This is a genomic window from Pseudomonas sp. AC463 (genome assembly GCF_979253585.1).
In genome coordinates this window covers 229,112-242,109 of sequence record NZ_CEEDDZ010000008.1, presented here as the reverse complement: position 1 = coordinate 242,109, position 12,998 = coordinate 229,112, and the positions used below count along the sequence as shown (strand labels likewise).

General features: G+C 64.1%; 13 protein-coding genes and 1 pseudogene. 9 read left to right on the top strand and 5 right to left on the bottom strand.

From position 1 onward, the window contains the following. Nucleotides 1-37 precede the first annotated feature (37 nt). Nucleotides 38-817 (top strand): TSUP family transporter, encoded by a 780-nt coding sequence (locus AC0IYH_RS12755; protein ID WP_033898325.1) that lies wholly within the window; start codon nt 38-40, stop codon nt 815-817. Here the strand turns inward: AC0IYH_RS12755 and nudC are convergent. Continuing rightward, a complete protein-coding gene (nudC, locus tag AC0IYH_RS12750; RefSeq protein ID WP_471834623.1) occupies nt 785-1,618 on the bottom strand; it encodes an NAD(+) diphosphatase in 834 nt (277 codons plus the stop codon). The genes AC0IYH_RS12755 and nudC overlap by 33 nt on opposite strands. 5 nt (nt 1,619-1,623) lie before the next feature. Beyond that, nucleotides 1,624-2,436, bottom strand: a complete 813-nt coding sequence (locus AC0IYH_RS12745) for a crotonase/enoyl-CoA hydratase family protein (protein WP_471834621.1) — start codon at nt 2,434-2,436, stop codon at nt 1,624-1,626. A gap of 192 nt (nt 2,437-2,628) precedes the next feature. On the opposite strand from AC0IYH_RS12745, the gene AC0IYH_RS12740 reads away from it, so the two are divergent. The 4 genes from AC0IYH_RS12740 (at nt 2,629) to AC0IYH_RS12725 (ending at nt 6,285) form a co-directional block, all read left to right on the top strand. Beyond that, on the top strand, nt 2,629-3,918 hold the full coding sequence (locus tag AC0IYH_RS12740; RefSeq protein WP_122773914.1) for a chloride channel protein: 1,290 nt from the start codon (nt 2,629-2,631) through the stop codon (nt 3,916-3,918). 41 nt (nt 3,919-3,959) lie between these two features. Beyond that, nucleotides 3,960-4,514, top strand: coding sequence for a UPF0149 family protein (locus AC0IYH_RS12735; protein WP_116629873.1), 555 nt, complete (start codon nt 3,960-3,962; stop codon nt 4,512-4,514). Between the two features lie 92 nt (nt 4,515-4,606). Then, nucleotides 4,607-5,863 carry a 3-phosphoshikimate 1-carboxyvinyltransferase gene (locus AC0IYH_RS12730; RefSeq protein ID WP_122773913.1) on the top strand — a complete coding sequence of 419 codons (1,257 nt, stop codon included), beginning with the start codon at nt 4,607-4,609 and terminating at the stop codon, nt 5,861-5,863. A gap of 32 nt (nt 5,864-5,895) precedes the next feature. Then, nucleotides 5,896-6,285 carry a hypothetical protein gene (locus AC0IYH_RS12725; RefSeq protein WP_122773912.1) on the top strand — a complete coding sequence of 130 codons (390 nt, stop codon included), beginning with the start codon at nt 5,896-5,898 and terminating at the stop codon, nt 6,283-6,285. A gap of 1 nt (nt 6,286) precedes the next feature. Here AC0IYH_RS12725 and AC0IYH_RS12720 read toward each other — a convergent pair whose 3' ends face one another. Next, entirely contained in the window at nt 6,287-6,886 is a 600-nt protein-coding gene (locus tag AC0IYH_RS12720) for an NAD(P)H-dependent oxidoreductase (protein WP_122773911.1), read from the bottom strand. Between the two features lie 72 nt (nt 6,887-6,958). Between AC0IYH_RS12720 and AC0IYH_RS12715 the strand changes: the two genes are divergently transcribed. Next, nucleotides 6,959-7,561: a TetR/AcrR family transcriptional regulator gene (locus AC0IYH_RS12715; RefSeq protein ID WP_471834618.1), complete on the top strand. Its 603-nt coding sequence runs from the start codon at nt 6,959-6,961 to the stop codon at nt 7,559-7,561. Nucleotides 7,562-7,603: 42 nt separating this feature from the next. On the opposite strand, the gene AC0IYH_RS12710 is transcribed toward AC0IYH_RS12715, so the two are convergent. Further along, complete coding sequence (locus tag AC0IYH_RS12710; RefSeq protein ID WP_122773909.1) at nt 7,604-8,275, bottom strand: GNAT family N-acetyltransferase; 672 nt, start codon at nt 8,273-8,275, stop codon at nt 7,604-7,606. A 47-nt stretch (nt 8,276-8,322) separates the two neighbouring features. Between AC0IYH_RS12710 and AC0IYH_RS12705 the strand changes: the two are divergent. From AC0IYH_RS12705 to AC0IYH_RS12695, 3 genes and pseudogenes are all read left to right on the top strand, one after another. Beyond that, nucleotides 8,323-8,517 (top strand): annotated as a pseudogene (locus AC0IYH_RS12705) (MFS transporter); the annotation flags it as partial. A gap of 82 nt (nt 8,518-8,599) precedes the next feature. After that, the gene (locus AC0IYH_RS12700; RefSeq protein WP_116629879.1) at nt 8,600-9,451 is read left to right on the top strand and encodes a CAP domain-containing protein; all 852 of its coding nucleotides are present in this window, start codon (nt 8,600-8,602) and stop codon (nt 9,449-9,451) included. Between the two features lie 174 nt (nt 9,452-9,625). Continuing rightward, nucleotides 9,626-11,818 carry a GAF domain-containing protein gene (locus AC0IYH_RS12695; protein ID WP_471834616.1) on the top strand — a complete coding sequence of 731 codons (2,193 nt, stop codon included), beginning with the start codon at nt 9,626-9,628 and terminating at the stop codon, nt 11,816-11,818. A gap of 8 nt (nt 11,819-11,826) precedes the next feature. Here AC0IYH_RS12695 and AC0IYH_RS12690 read toward each other — a convergent pair whose 3' ends face one another. Then, a complete protein-coding gene (locus AC0IYH_RS12690) occupies nt 11,827-12,993 on the bottom strand; it encodes a GGDEF domain-containing protein (protein ID WP_122773907.1) in 1,167 nt (388 codons plus the stop codon). Nucleotides 12,994-12,998: the final 5 nt, after the last annotated feature.

The window sequence follows — 12,998 nt, the reverse complement described above, 5'->3', positions numbered from 1 at the left end:
CGACCCTCAGCAGCCCCCCAAACAATAAGCCCTGCCCATGCCCTTCGAACTCAGCGTAGACCTCACCACCCTCGCCATCCTGGCCGTCGTGGCCTTTATCGCCGGTTTCATCGACGCCATCGCCGGCGGTGGCGGCCTGCTGACCACGCCGGCGCTGCTCACCGCCGGCATGCCTCCGCACCTGGTGCTAGGCACCAACAAACTCAGCTCCACCTTCGGCTCCGCCACCGCCAGTTTCACCTTCTACCGGCGCAAACTGTTCCACCCGCGCCAATGGGTGCATGCCATCGTCGGCACCCTGATCGGTGCGCTGACCGGTGCCGTGGTCGCCCACTACCTGCCCGCCGAAACCCTGAACAAAATGCTCCCGGTGATCGTTTTCGCCTGCGGTGTGTACCTGCTGTTCGGCGGCACGCCCAAGGCGCCATTGGACGCCGACGCGCCGATCAAGAAGAAATGGCAATCCACCCAAGGCTTCGGCCTGGGGTTCTATGACGGCGTGGCCGGCCCCGGCACCGGTGCGTTCTGGACCGTCAGCACCATGCTGCTGCACCCCATCGACCTGGTGAAGGCCAGCGGCGTGGCGCGCAGCATGAACTTCGTCAGCAACGCGGCGGCGCTGACGGTGTTCATCATCAATGGTTCGGTGGACTGGATCGTCGGTCTGGCCATGGGCGTGTCGGTGATGTGTGGCGCGTTCTTTGGCGCACGCAGCGCAATCAGCGGCGGCGCCAAGTTCATTCGCCCGGTGTTTATCACCGTGGTCCTCGGCCTGACCGTGCGCCTAGCCTGGCAGCACTGGTTCAGCGTGGCCTAAGCGGCGCGCCACGTAGAGGTCGATGAGGTAACGCGCAATCGAACGGGACGCCGGCAACGGCGGCAGGTCGTGGATGTTGAACCACTGTGCGTCTTCGATCTCGTCGGCCTGGGGCACGATATCGCCACCGGCGTACTCGGCGTGAAAGCCCAGCATCATCGAGTGCGGGAACGGCCAGCATTGGCTGCCCATGTACTGGATATTCCTGACTTCCACCTGCACCTCTTCGCGCACTTCGCGGATCAGGCAGTCTTCGGCCGACTCGCCCGGCTCGGCAAACCCAGCCAACGTGCTGTACACGCCAGTGACAAAACGCGGCGAACGCGCCAGCAGGATCTCGTCGCCACGGGTGACCAGCACGATCATGCTCGGCGAAATCCGTGGGTAGCTGCGCAGGTCGCAGGCTTGGCAGAACATCGCGCGCTCACGCGGGACCTGGACCATGGCCTGGCCGCAACTGCCGCAAAACCGGTGTTCCCGCGCCCAGGTGCCGATCTGTGCGGCGTAGCCCAGCACTTTGTACAGGGTGTGATCGCCTTGCAGCATAAAGCCGCGCAAGCCCTGCCAGCTGCAGCCTGGCACCTCGGCCGCCGAGTTCAGCTCCAGCAGGTACACCGGCTCGCCGTCGAGGTGGCCGATGCCGTGTTCGGCGAACACTGCAAGGTCCTGGCGCTTGAGCCATTCCCTTGGAAACAGCGGGCCGTTATCGTCATGCAAAAAGCCTTCGCGGCTGCGGGCAACGGCCCAGCCGCCGGGGGCGTCGTTGTCCAGCAGCGTTGTGGTAATCCAGCCTGGGGTCATGTCAGTCAATCCACGAATTCGGGTTTCTGCTTGCTCATATGGGCCGCGATGGCCACGCGCAGGTCGTTGGATTGCAACATAGCCGAGTTCCAGGTGGCAACGTATTCCAAACCGTCATTGACCGTATGGTCACGCATGTAGCTGATCATGGCCTTGGTGCCGGTCACGGCAATCGGTGATTTGGCCGCGATTTCCTGGGCGATTTCCATCACCCCGGCCAACAGGCTGTCCTGATCGGGATACACGCGATTGACCAGGCCGATGCTGCGCGCTTCTTCTGCACCAAACTGCCGACCGGTATACGCCAGCTCACGCAGCATGCCGTCGCCGATGATGCGCGGCAGGCGTTGCAGGGTGCCGACGTCGGCGGCCATGCCGATGTCGATTTCCTTGATCGAGAACAGCGCACCCTCGGCGGCATAGCGCATGTCACAGGCGCTGATCAGGTCGATGGCGCCGCCGATGCAGTATCCCTGGATCGCCGCCAATACCGGCTTGCGGCAGTTGTCCACGGCATTGAACGAAGCTTGCAACTCCAGGATCTTGCGGCGCAGCAGGCGCGCGTTGCGGCCCACGTCCTTGCCGAATTCATTGGCCACCGAGGCCAGCATCATCAGGTCGATGCCGGAGGAGAAATGCTTGCCGGCACCACTGAGCACCACCGCGCGCACGGCATCGGTGTCTTCGACCCATTGGAAGATGTCGATGATTTCGGTCCAGAACACCGCGTTCATCGCGTTGATCTTTTCCGGGCGGTTGATCTGCACATGGGCAACGTTGCCGGTGAGTTCGACGACGAAAGCTTGGTATTCGGACATGGCAGTGATCCCTGACTGGCGAGTGATAAGGCCCGAACTATAACAAGGGAGCGCCACGGCGCATCGGCCAAAAGCGGGACTGGCAAAGGTAATGAAATGTTGTGAATGCGCAGTTCATGCAGCGCCGATACATTTCACCCGGGAGCGGTGATTTATCGGCTATACAATCAGGGCCATTGCCTGGAGCCACCTATGCCGACCACCGTTCGTTCATCCCTGATGCTGGCCCTGGTGGTCGTATTGACCGGTATCGGCGCAGGCCTGGGCGGCATGCTCCTGGCGTTGCTGCTGCATGGCATCCAGCATCTGGCTTACGGCTACAGCCTGGACAGCCTGGTCAGCCATGAAACCTTTTTGTGGGGCGTGACCGCCGCCGCGCCGGAGCGCCGCCTGGCGGTGCTGGTGGTGTGCGGGCTGGTGGCGGGCCTGGGCTGGTGGGCGGTGTACCGCTACGGCCGGCCGCTGGTGAGCATCAAGCAGGCGGTGTCGGAGAAGAGGCCGATCATGCCGCCCAAGACCACCCTCGCCCACGCCCTGTTGCAGATTATTACCGTGGCGCTGGGCTCACCGCTGGGGCGCGAAGTGGCGCCACGGGAAGTCGGCGCGCTGGCCGGTAGCTGGCTGTCGCAACGGGCACGCTTGGCGCCGGACATGCATCGCCTGATCGTCGCCTGCGGCGCCGGTGCCGGCTTGGCCGCCGTCTATAACGTGCCGTTGGGCGGCGCGGTGTTTGTGCTGGAAGTGCTGGTGGGTGTGTTCAGTTGGCCGGCGGCGATTATCGCCTTGGCAACCTCGGCGATTGGCGCGGCGGTGGCGTGGATCGGGCTGGGCGCCGAGTCGCAGTACGTAGTGCCGCACTTTGTGCTGAGCCCGGCGCTGATCACCTGGGCGGTGGTCTGCGGGCCGGTGTTCGGAGTCGCGGCCTACGGCTTCACCCGCCTGACCGGCGCCGCCCGGGCCAATGCCGCGCGCGGCTGGCGCCTGCCGGTGCTGGCGTTGCTCAACTTCACCCTCATCGGCGGGCTGGCGATGCTGCTGCCGCAGATCCTCGGCAACGGCAAAGGCCCGGCGCAATTGGGTTTCGATAATCAATTGAGCATCGGCCTGGCCGCGTTGCTGCTGGTGGTCAAGGTGGTGATCACCACCGCCAGCCTGCGCGCCGGCGCCGAGGGTGGCCTGCTCACGCCGGGCCTGGCCAATGGCGCGCTGCTGGCGATTATCCTCGGCGGCGCCTGGAGCCTGGTGTGGCCCGGCGTGCCGCTGGGAGCGTTTGCGATCATTGGCGCAGCGGCGTTCCTGGCCGCGAGCATGAGCATGCCGCTGACCGCGATTGTGCTGGTGGCCGAATTCACCCGTATCGAGCATGACTTCCTGGTGCCGATCATTCTGGCCGTGGTCGGTTCGGTGTGCGTCAGCAAGCTGCTGCAACGCTGGGAAACCGCTGGAAAAAAACCGCCCCAGGCGCCATCCTTCGCACTTTAAGCCGCCCTGTTCGCGGCGCTCGACGTTTGAAGGATATGCCCATGCACGCCCAGCCCCTCACCCCCGCCGATTTCGACTGCATCGAAGAAACCCTGCTCAAGTACGGCGACGATCATTCGGTGCTGAACCTGGCCGAACTCGACGGCTATTTCACCGCGCTGGTGTCCAGCCCGGTACAAGTGGACGTGGCCGAGTGGTTCCCGGCGATCTGGGGCGGGCAGAACCCCGAGTGGGACAACATGGACGAGGCCCAGCGTTTCCTGGAGCTGTGCGTACGCCACATCAACACTCTGGCGGGCCAACTGGCGACCGATGCCCAGGGCTTCAAGGCACGCTTTGATGACACCGAACACCAGGGCCAGGTCGTGACCCTCGCGGAAGAATGGTGCTTCGGCTATATCCGTGGCGCGGCCATCGGTAACTGGCCAGCGCTGCCAGTGCCACAGGCGGCGCTGCTGGAGAAAATCTCCTGGTGCGCCGAGCAGGACAATTTCGAATTGCCTGCCGACCTGGATGTAGCGGCCCACCAGCAACGCGTCAGCGAAATCGAACCGGCGGCGCGGGCGCTGCATGATTATTGGCTGGCCCTGCGCTAAGCCTCGACAAGCACTGCTGCTTTGGCCGATTATTCGGGTCCGCCCCGTCGGCCACTCCGTGCCACCTTGCCTTGAATCAGGAGCCTTGTACCTTGAGTTCGCAGAAAACCGTGACCGTTACACCGCCCAATTTCCCCCTCAATGGCAAGGTCGCGCCCCCCGGCTCCAAATCCATTACCAACCGCGCCCTGTTACTGGCCGCCCTGGCCAAGGGCACCAGCCGCCTGAGCGGCGCGCTGAAGAGCGATGACACCCGCCATATGTCGGTGGCCCTGCGCCAGATGGGCGTGACCATCGACGAGCCGGACGACACCACCTTCGTGGTCACAGGTTCCGGCAAGTTGCAGTTGCCGGCGCAGCCGCTGTTCCTCGGCAACGCCGGCACCGCCATGCGTTTTCTTACCGCCGCCGTCGCCACCGTGCACGGCACCGTGGTGCTCGATGGCGACGACTACATGCAAAAACGCCCGATCGGCCCGCTGCTGGCCACCCTGCGCGAAAACGGTATCGCCGTCGACAGCCCGACCGGCTGCCCGCCGGTGACCGTGCACGGCGTGGGCAAAGTCGCGGCCAAGCGTTTCGAAATCGACGGCGGTTTGTCCAGCCAATACGTGTCGGCCCTGCTGATGCTGGCCGCGTGCGGCGAGGCGCCGATTGAAGTGGCGCTGACCGGCAAGGACATCGGCGCCCGTGGCTACGTGGACCTGACCCTGGACTGCATGCGTGCATTCGGCGCGCAGGTCGAGGTGGTCGACGACACCACCTGGCGCGTCGCCCCCACCGGCTACACCGCCCATGATTACCTGATCGAACCGGACGCCTCCGCCGCCACCTACCTGTGGGCCGCCGAAGTGCTGACCGGTGGGCGCATCGACATCGGTGTGGCTGCAGAAGCCTTCACCCAGCCGGACGCCAAGGCCCAGGCCGTGATTGCGCAGTTCCCGAACATGCAGGCCACGGTGGTCGGCTCGCAAATGCAGGACGCGATCCCGACCCTGGCCGTGCTGGCCGCGTTCAACAACACCCCGGTGCGCTTCACCGAGCTGGCCAACCTGCGGGTCAAGGAATGTGATCGCGTGCAGGCGCTGCATGACGGCCTGAATGAAATCCGCCCAGGGCTGGCGACGATTGAGGGCGATGACCTGCTGGTGGCGGCCGACCCGGCGCTGGCCGGTACATCGTGCAACGCGCTGATCGACACCCACGCCGACCACCGCATCGCCATGTGCTTTGCCCTGGCGGGGCTGAAAGTGTCGGGCATCCGGATCCAGGACCCGGACTGCGTGGCCAAGACCTATCCTGAGTACTGGAAGGCCCTGGGCAGCCTTGGGGTGCAACTGAGCTACTGAGGCAAACGCGTCGGAATGGGGAGGCAACGCACATGAACATTCGCCAACCCTGCCCACCCGGCGCGTGTGTCTGCGACCGCGAGCAATTGCTGGAAACTCCCGGCGCCGATCTGCGCATTCTCAACCTGACGCGTCAGGAAGAAAAACGCCTGATCGAACGCCTCGAAGACCTGCAAAGCCTGCAAGACCTCGAACGCCTGCAACAGCGCATGTACGAGCTATTGGGCATTCGCGTGCATGTCGCGCCCGGCCATACCGAGGTCAAGAGCATGCGCGGGATCCAGATCGTCATCGACGACTTGCCGGGCATGTGCCGCAAGACCCGCCAATCGATCCCGGCGGCGATTCGCCGAGGCATGGAAAAACGCCCGGAAATTGCCTACCGCCTGCTGGACGCCCACGACCTGTTTCGCGAAGGCTGAATCAACCGGTGACCCTCTCGGCCTGGAACACGCCCTGCCCTATGGCATTGGCCTTGTTCAGATGCGCCTGCGCACTGCCGTCTTCCGACTCCAGCAGCAGCTGCGACGTCAACACCTGCGCGCCGCAGTAATCAAAAATCCCGTAGTCGATCTGCGTGCGCATCGCGTTGGCGTAGCCGTGTCGATCAAAGGCGCTGGCGTCGGCCGCACCGAGGGCGAGCAAGTGCACCTGCAGGTGCCGCAGCTTCTTCACCACCGGCGTGTCCGGGCCGTAATCGATCGCCCAACCGTTGACGAACACCCGGTCGACCCAGCCTTTGAGCAGGCCCGGCAGCGACCACCAGTAGATCGGGAACGCCAGCACCAGCGCGTCGGCGCGGTCGATGCGTGCCTGTTCGGCCAGTACGTCGGCTGGGGGCGTGGCACGGCTGCGGTGCACACGGTGGTCGGCGGCGCTGTAGCGCGGATCGAAACCTTCGGCGGCGAGGTCGGCGATCTCATAGCTGTGGCCGGCAGCGGTAAGGCCGGCGGCGACCTGTGCGGCCACGGCGTGAGTGAGGGACTGCGGGTCGTGATGAGAGACTACGATAAGGGCGTGCATGACATTGACTCCACTTGCGCTTAAGCTACGTTTAGTAAGTTACGTCGATTAAGTTACTTTTGGTATATAAGCATGTCAACCCCTGAATCCCCCGCCCCACGCCGTCGTTTGTCCCGTGAAGATCGCCTGCGCCAATTACTCGATGTGGCCTGGCAACTGGTGCGCGAGGAAGGCACCGACGCCCTGACCCTGGGCCGCCTGGCGGAACTGGCGGGGGTGACCAAACCGGTGGTGTATGACCATTTCGTCACCCGTGCGGGTTTGCTCGCCGCGCTGTATGAAGATTTCGACGCGCGCCAGAACCAGGTGTTTACCGAGGCCCTCGAGGCCAGCAACGCCACCCTGCAAGACCGGGCGTGGGTGATCGCTTCGTCCTATGTGGACTGCGTATTGTTGCAAGGCCGCGAGATTCCCGGGGTGATTGCCGCGCTCAGCAGTTCGCCGGAGCTGGAAACCCTCAAGCGCGAATACGAGGCAATTTTTCTCGCCAAGTGCCGTGATGCGCTGTCGCCGTTTGCGCCCGGCGGCAACGTGTCCCAGGCTGGTTTGCGGGCCATGCTGGGAGCGGCGGAGGCCCTGTCCCAGGCGGCGGCCAGTGGTGAGGTCAGCCGTGAAGAGGCGCAGCAGGAGCTGCTGGAGACGATTTTGGCGATGGTCAATCGCGGCCGTACTTGAATGTGGTTAGGGAGCTTGCTCCCTCGCCACATGGCTGTGCATTCAGCTCAAATGTTCATCCACAAACAACCTGGCCTTGCGCGTCAGCTGGTCCAGGTGCCGATCGCGCTGCTTCTCTGCATCCACCATCGCCCGCTTGCCATGCTTTTGCAGCAGGTAGGTGTGGATCTGGCGCACTTCCAGCGAGCTATAAATAGCCGCTACGTCCAGCACGCCCATCAGGCCATCGGTGGCGTAATCGCGAGTATTCATCAGCACCTGAGTGCCCCGCGCGCCGCGTAGCTGAAAGCCCATGGCTTGGAACGCCGGCACCTTCTCCACGGCGCACGCCAGTTCGGCGTGGGGGTAATGCGCCAGCACCTCACCCAGCATGGCTCGCGCCACACCCTGGCGACGGGAACCGGCGTGTACCGCCATAAAGGCGATGCCGCAGGCTTCGGGGTCGTCTTTGACCGGCAGGTACAGGCAAAAACCCACCACGCGTTCCTCGACCATCGCCACCACCAGCTCGACGGCGATGCCCTTCGAGCCATCCAGCGCTTCCAGGTACAGGTGCACCTCAAAGCCGATGGCGTACTGGTAGATGTTGTAGAGCAGGTTGCTCGGCTGCAGGGCCACGCTGCTGATGTCGGTGAGGTTGTCCACCACCATCTGCAGGATCTGCGCATTGATCGGCTCGGGGCACGCGGTGGTGTAGCGGGTAAGGCTGAACATGCAAATTCCTGGGGTTTCACGTCAAGGCAGCGGGGATTGTACCTGCTCCGCGCAACCTCGGGCTGATCCTCGGCGCCTCGGCCCTGGGTGCGGTGTTCGCCTGGGCGACCCCGGATATCACCCGTGCCACACCGCAATCGGTGGCAGCCGGACTGCACGCAACCTTCGCCGTAGCAGCGGGCCTGATCCTGCTGGCCTGCCTGATGGCACGTGGCCGCATCCGCCATGCGAACACCCGTTGAGGCAAAAAAACAAAAAAAGGCGTTGCACCAGACCGGGTTACATCGCGCATCATGGGCGCTTTCAAGCTCAAGGGTAACGTCCATGCGCGTTCTGTCATTGATGATGGGTCTTACGACGCTGGCCGCCAGTTCGGTGTTCTGCGCCAGCGCGATGGCGAATGAAGAAAACCAGCTGGTGCAACAGATCAACGACTACCGCAGCCAGGTGCAGCGCTGCGGCAACCAGGGTTCCCAGGAACTTCCACCCCTGGCCAACGACACGCGGCTGGTGCTGCCGGCGACCAATGTCGGCGACCTGCAGCAGGCCCTGGCCCGGGCGGCGTACCCGATGGTCAACGTGCAGGCCATCAGCCTGTCCGGGCCCAAGGACGCCCAGGCGGCCATGAAGGCGGTGCGCGAGAGCTTCTGCCGCGTGGTGCTGGACCCGCAATTTGTCGATATCGGCGTGAGCAACAGCGGCCAGGACTGGCGCATCGTGCTCGCCCGCCCGCTGCTGTCCAGCGGCCTGGGCGATTGGCAGACCGAGGGCAAGCAACTGCTGACGCTGATCAACACCGCCCGTTCGCAGTCGCGCCAGTGCGGCACCCAGGCGTTTACTGCGACCACCCCGCTGTCGTGGAACGACGACCTGGCCGGTGCTGCCAACAGCCACACGCGCAACATGGCCAACGGCAACTTCTTTGACCACCTCGACCACGACGGCCGTACCCCCGGTGACCGCGCCGAGCTGGCCGGGTATATCGCAAAGAACGTCGGCGAAAACATCGCCGCCGGCCTGGATACTCCGCGCAAGGTGGTCGACGGCTGGCTCGCCAGCCCGGGCCACTGCGCCAACCTGATGAACCCGCAATTTCGCGAATTGGGCGCGGCCTATGCCATGGACCCGAAGAGCGACGCGGGGATTTACTGGACCGGTTTGTTCGGCAGCCAATAGGGTTTGGGCAAGCGCCCAAACCCACTGCATTTAAGCTATCCAAACGAATAGAGCATCAAAGTGCCATCTAGGCGATAATTGCGCTGAACTGGCAGCGTCCAAGCGGGTCTCTAGCTGTGCGCCAGGCATTTCCCGGGCGTATAAGAAGCCCCTGGCACACAAGGTGTACCCGCAATGATGAATTGGCTGCAAAGCAGCAGCGACATGGCTGAACGGGTGCGTCTGCATGATTGGGCCGCAACGCCGCTGGGGCCACTGGACCAATGGCCGGACGTGCTCAAGACCACCGTTGCGCTGTGCTTTGCCTCAAGCTTTCCCCAGGCGATTGTCTGGGGCCCGCACTTGACCACGCTGTACAACGACGCGTTTATTCCGATCCTGGGCAATAAGCCGGATGCACTCGGCCGTCCATTCAATGAGATATGGAGCGAGGCATGGGAGCACATCAGCCCCATCGCCGATGCCGCTTTCCAGGGCCATGCCACCTATATCGAAAATTTCCCGCTGGTGATCGAGCGCGGCCAGGCGCGCGAACAGGCCTACTTCACCTTTTGCTACAGCCCGATCCGCGACGCCGAGGGCCGGGTGGTCGGCCTGCTCGACACCGTGTCCGAAACCACCGCAACCGTATTCCTGGCCCGCCGCCTGGCCGTGCTGGATGCCATCGGTCACGCGGTGGTCGACGCGGCCGATGCCGAAGCCATCATGACCCGCACCACCCAACTGCTCGCCGAACACTTGCAGGTGAGCAACTGCGCGTATGCCGACATGGACGCCGATGAAGACGGCTTCACCATTCGCGATAATTGGACCGCGCCCGGCTCGCCGAGCATCATCGGCCGCTACAGCCTGGCGGCGTTCGGCACCACGGCGGTGCAGTGCCTGCGCGCCGGCGAGCCGCTGGTGATCCACGACAACCTGCGCGAGTTGCCGCCGGGCGAATCGGCGAGCTTCCAGGCCCTGGGCGTCACGGCCACCATTTGCATGCCCCTGATCAAGAATGGCCGCCTCACTGCCTTGATGGCGGTGCACGACAAAATCGCGCGGCTCTGGTCGCCTTACGACCTCGCGTTACTGCGCGAGGTCACCGAACGCTCCTGGGCCCACATCGAACGGGTGCGCGCCGATGCCGATGTGCGCGAAGGCCTGGCGGCCTACGCCGAGCTGAATACCACGCTGGAACAACGCGTGGAAGAACGCACCCTGGCGCTGGCCCAGGCCGAAGCCGCGTTGCGCCAGTCGCAAAAGCTCGAAGCCATCGGCCAATTGACCGGCGGCGTGGCCCACGACTTCAACAACCTGCTGACCATCATTCGCTCCTCGGTGGACTTTCTGCGCCAACCCGGCCTGTCCGAAGAACGCCGCCAACGCTACATGGGCGCGGTGTCCGACACCGTGGAGCGCGCGAGCAAACTCACCAGCCAGTTGCTCGCCTTTGCCCGCCGGCAACCCTTGAGCCCGGAAGTCTTCGACGTTGGCCAGCGTGTACAGAATATCGGCGAGATGCTCGAAAGCGTCACCGGTGCGCGCATCCATGTGCAGGTCGAGTTGCCGCCGCAGCCGTGTTTTGCGCGGGTCGACTCCAGCCAGTTTGAAACCGCGCTGATCAACATCGCCCTCAACGCCCGGGACGCCATGGACGGCCGGGGCACGTTGACGCTGCGGGTTACCGGCGCCCAGGTGCTGCCAAGGATTCGCGGGGATGCAGGGTCGAACCAGGCGTATATTGGCGTGTCGCTCGCCGATACCGGGCCGGGCATCCCGGCGGAAACGGTCGAACGAATTTTCGAGCCGTTCTTCACCACCAAGGCCGTGGGCAAGGGCACCGGCCTGGGCCTGTCGCAGGTATTTGGTTTTGCCAAGCAGTCGGGCGGCAATATCGACGTGGCCAGCACCCTTGGCCAGGGCAGCGTGTTTACCTTGTACCTGCCACAGGTTGAAGCCGAGGCGGCTGTGCCCGTAAGCGTGCAGGACACGCCGACGCCAGCCCATGACACCACCCAGTGCCGCGTGTTGATCGTCGAGGACAATCTGGAAGTCGGACGTTTTGCCAGCCAGATCCTGCAAGACCTGGGTTACCAGACCACCTGGGCGACGGATGCCGAGCAGGCGCTGGCGCTGGCGCTGGCCGGGCAGGATGCGATGGCGTTCGACGTGGTGTTTTCGGATGTGGTCATGCCCGGCATCACCGGCGTGGCCATGGCCAAGTTGCTGCGCCAGCGCCGCGCCGACCTGCCGGTGGTGCTGACCTCGGGCTACAGCGACGAGCTGGCGGAAGACGGCTACGCAGGGTTCGAATTCCTCGCCAAGCCCTACTCTGCCGACCAGGTGTCCAGGGTTTTGCTCAAGGCCATGCTCAAGGACTGAGCGGCGCCCTACTCCGCCACCGCCACCTGGTTGCGGCCCAATGCCTTGGCACGGTACAGCGCCTTGTCGGCGGTGTTCATGAGGCCGTGCAGGTCCTGGTCAAGGGCATGGGTGGACGCCACGCCAAGGCTGGCGGTCAGGCCGTGCACCGGCTCGGACACCAGCCCGGAAATCGACTTGATCAACTGCTCGGCGATATCCCTGGCGGTTTCCAGCGAGGTATTGGGCAACAGCACCGCAAACTCTTCGCCGCCCAGGCGGCCGTACACGTCAGCCTTGCGGAACGAGGCACTGATCACCCCGCCGATCTGGCGCAGCACCTGGTCGCCGGCCTGGTGGCCGTAGGTGTCGTTGATTTGCTTGAAGTGGTCCATGTCCAGCATCAGCGCGCACAGCGGCTGCTGGTTGTGGCGGCATTGCGCGTACAACAACTGGGCATGTTCGAAAAACGCGCGGCGGTTCATCAGGCCGGTGAGTTCGTCGGTCTGTGCGGCGCGAGTGGATATGTTGTGGGCACGTTCCATTTGCCGGGTCAGCCGGAAGGCCTTTTCCAGCGCATCGGAGAATTTGCGCGTGGCGCTGACCACAAAGGTCGAGAACACCAGCACCGCCAGAGCCACGCCCACCTGCATCGACGACGGCTGGACCAGCAGCCACAGCGTGCACGGCAGCAGCACCAGCGCCATGGACGCCAGCGTCAGGTAGCGATACGCCGAATAACACGACACCGCGCTCACTGACATGCCCACCGTGAACAACATCACCAAGACCTGGGACAGGCGGTCATCGGTGGGCATCACCGCAAACGCGCCGGCCCCCCAGATCCCTGCAGACAACATCAGCGTGACGCAATAGCGACGCTCCCAACGCGCCGGCGTGCGCTCGGCGTTGGGGCAGCGGAACCATTCCATGAACATCTTCAGCCGCAGCAGGGACGACACCGCCAGCGCGACCAGCCAGACCAGGATGACCTGATGGTCAAACCGGTCCCAGCACAGCCAGCACAGCATCACGGCGGCCAGGTAGCTGCCGAGAATGGCGGCAAAGGATTGCCTAAACAACTGGTGCAGACGGTCGGTCCGCACCTGTTCCTCTATGAAGCAATCCTGGTCCTGCCCACGCCCAAGGCCATTCATCAATTTCGCTCGATTCGACTGCCACGACAAAGGCGCCATTGTGG

What these genes read in the sequence shown, in the direction of transcription:
- AC0IYH_RS12710 (WP_122773909.1), bottom strand. Translation starts at nt 8,275, where the DNA reads ATGTTCAGCCTTACCCGCTACACCACCGCGTGCCCCGAGCCGATCAAT.
- AC0IYH_RS12695 (WP_471834616.1), top strand. Translation starts at nt 9,626, where the DNA reads ATGATGAATTGGCTGCAAAGCAGCAGCGACATGGCTGAACGGGTGCGT.
- AC0IYH_RS12715 (WP_471834618.1), top strand. Translation starts at nt 6,959, where the DNA reads ATGTCAACCCCTGAATCCCCCGCCCCACGCCGTCGTTTGTCCCGTGAA.
- AC0IYH_RS12745 (WP_471834621.1), bottom strand. Translation starts at nt 2,436, where the DNA reads ATGTCCGAATACCAAGCTTTCGTCGTCGAACTCACCGGCAACGTTGCC.
- AC0IYH_RS12755 (WP_033898325.1), top strand. Translation starts at nt 38, where the DNA reads ATGCCCTTCGAACTCAGCGTAGACCTCACCACCCTCGCCATCCTGGCC.
- AC0IYH_RS12690 (WP_122773907.1), bottom strand. Translation starts at nt 12,993, where the DNA reads ATGGCGCCTTTGTCGTGGCAGTCGAATCGAGCGAAATTGATGAATGGC.
- nudC (WP_471834623.1), bottom strand. Translation starts at nt 1,618, where the DNA reads ATGACCCCAGGCTGGATTACCACAACGCTGCTGGACAACGACGCCCCC.
- AC0IYH_RS12735 (WP_116629873.1), top strand. Translation starts at nt 3,960, where the DNA reads ATGCACGCCCAGCCCCTCACCCCCGCCGATTTCGACTGCATCGAAGAA.
- AC0IYH_RS12700 (WP_116629879.1), top strand. Translation starts at nt 8,600, where the DNA reads ATGCGCGTTCTGTCATTGATGATGGGTCTTACGACGCTGGCCGCCAGT.
- AC0IYH_RS12725 (WP_122773912.1), top strand. Translation starts at nt 5,896, where the DNA reads ATGAACATTCGCCAACCCTGCCCACCCGGCGCGTGTGTCTGCGACCGC.
- AC0IYH_RS12740 (WP_122773914.1), top strand. Translation starts at nt 2,629, where the DNA reads ATGCCGACCACCGTTCGTTCATCCCTGATGCTGGCCCTGGTGGTCGTA.
- AC0IYH_RS12720 (WP_122773911.1), bottom strand. Translation starts at nt 6,886, where the DNA reads ATGCACGCCCTTATCGTAGTCTCTCATCACGACCCGCAGTCCCTCACT.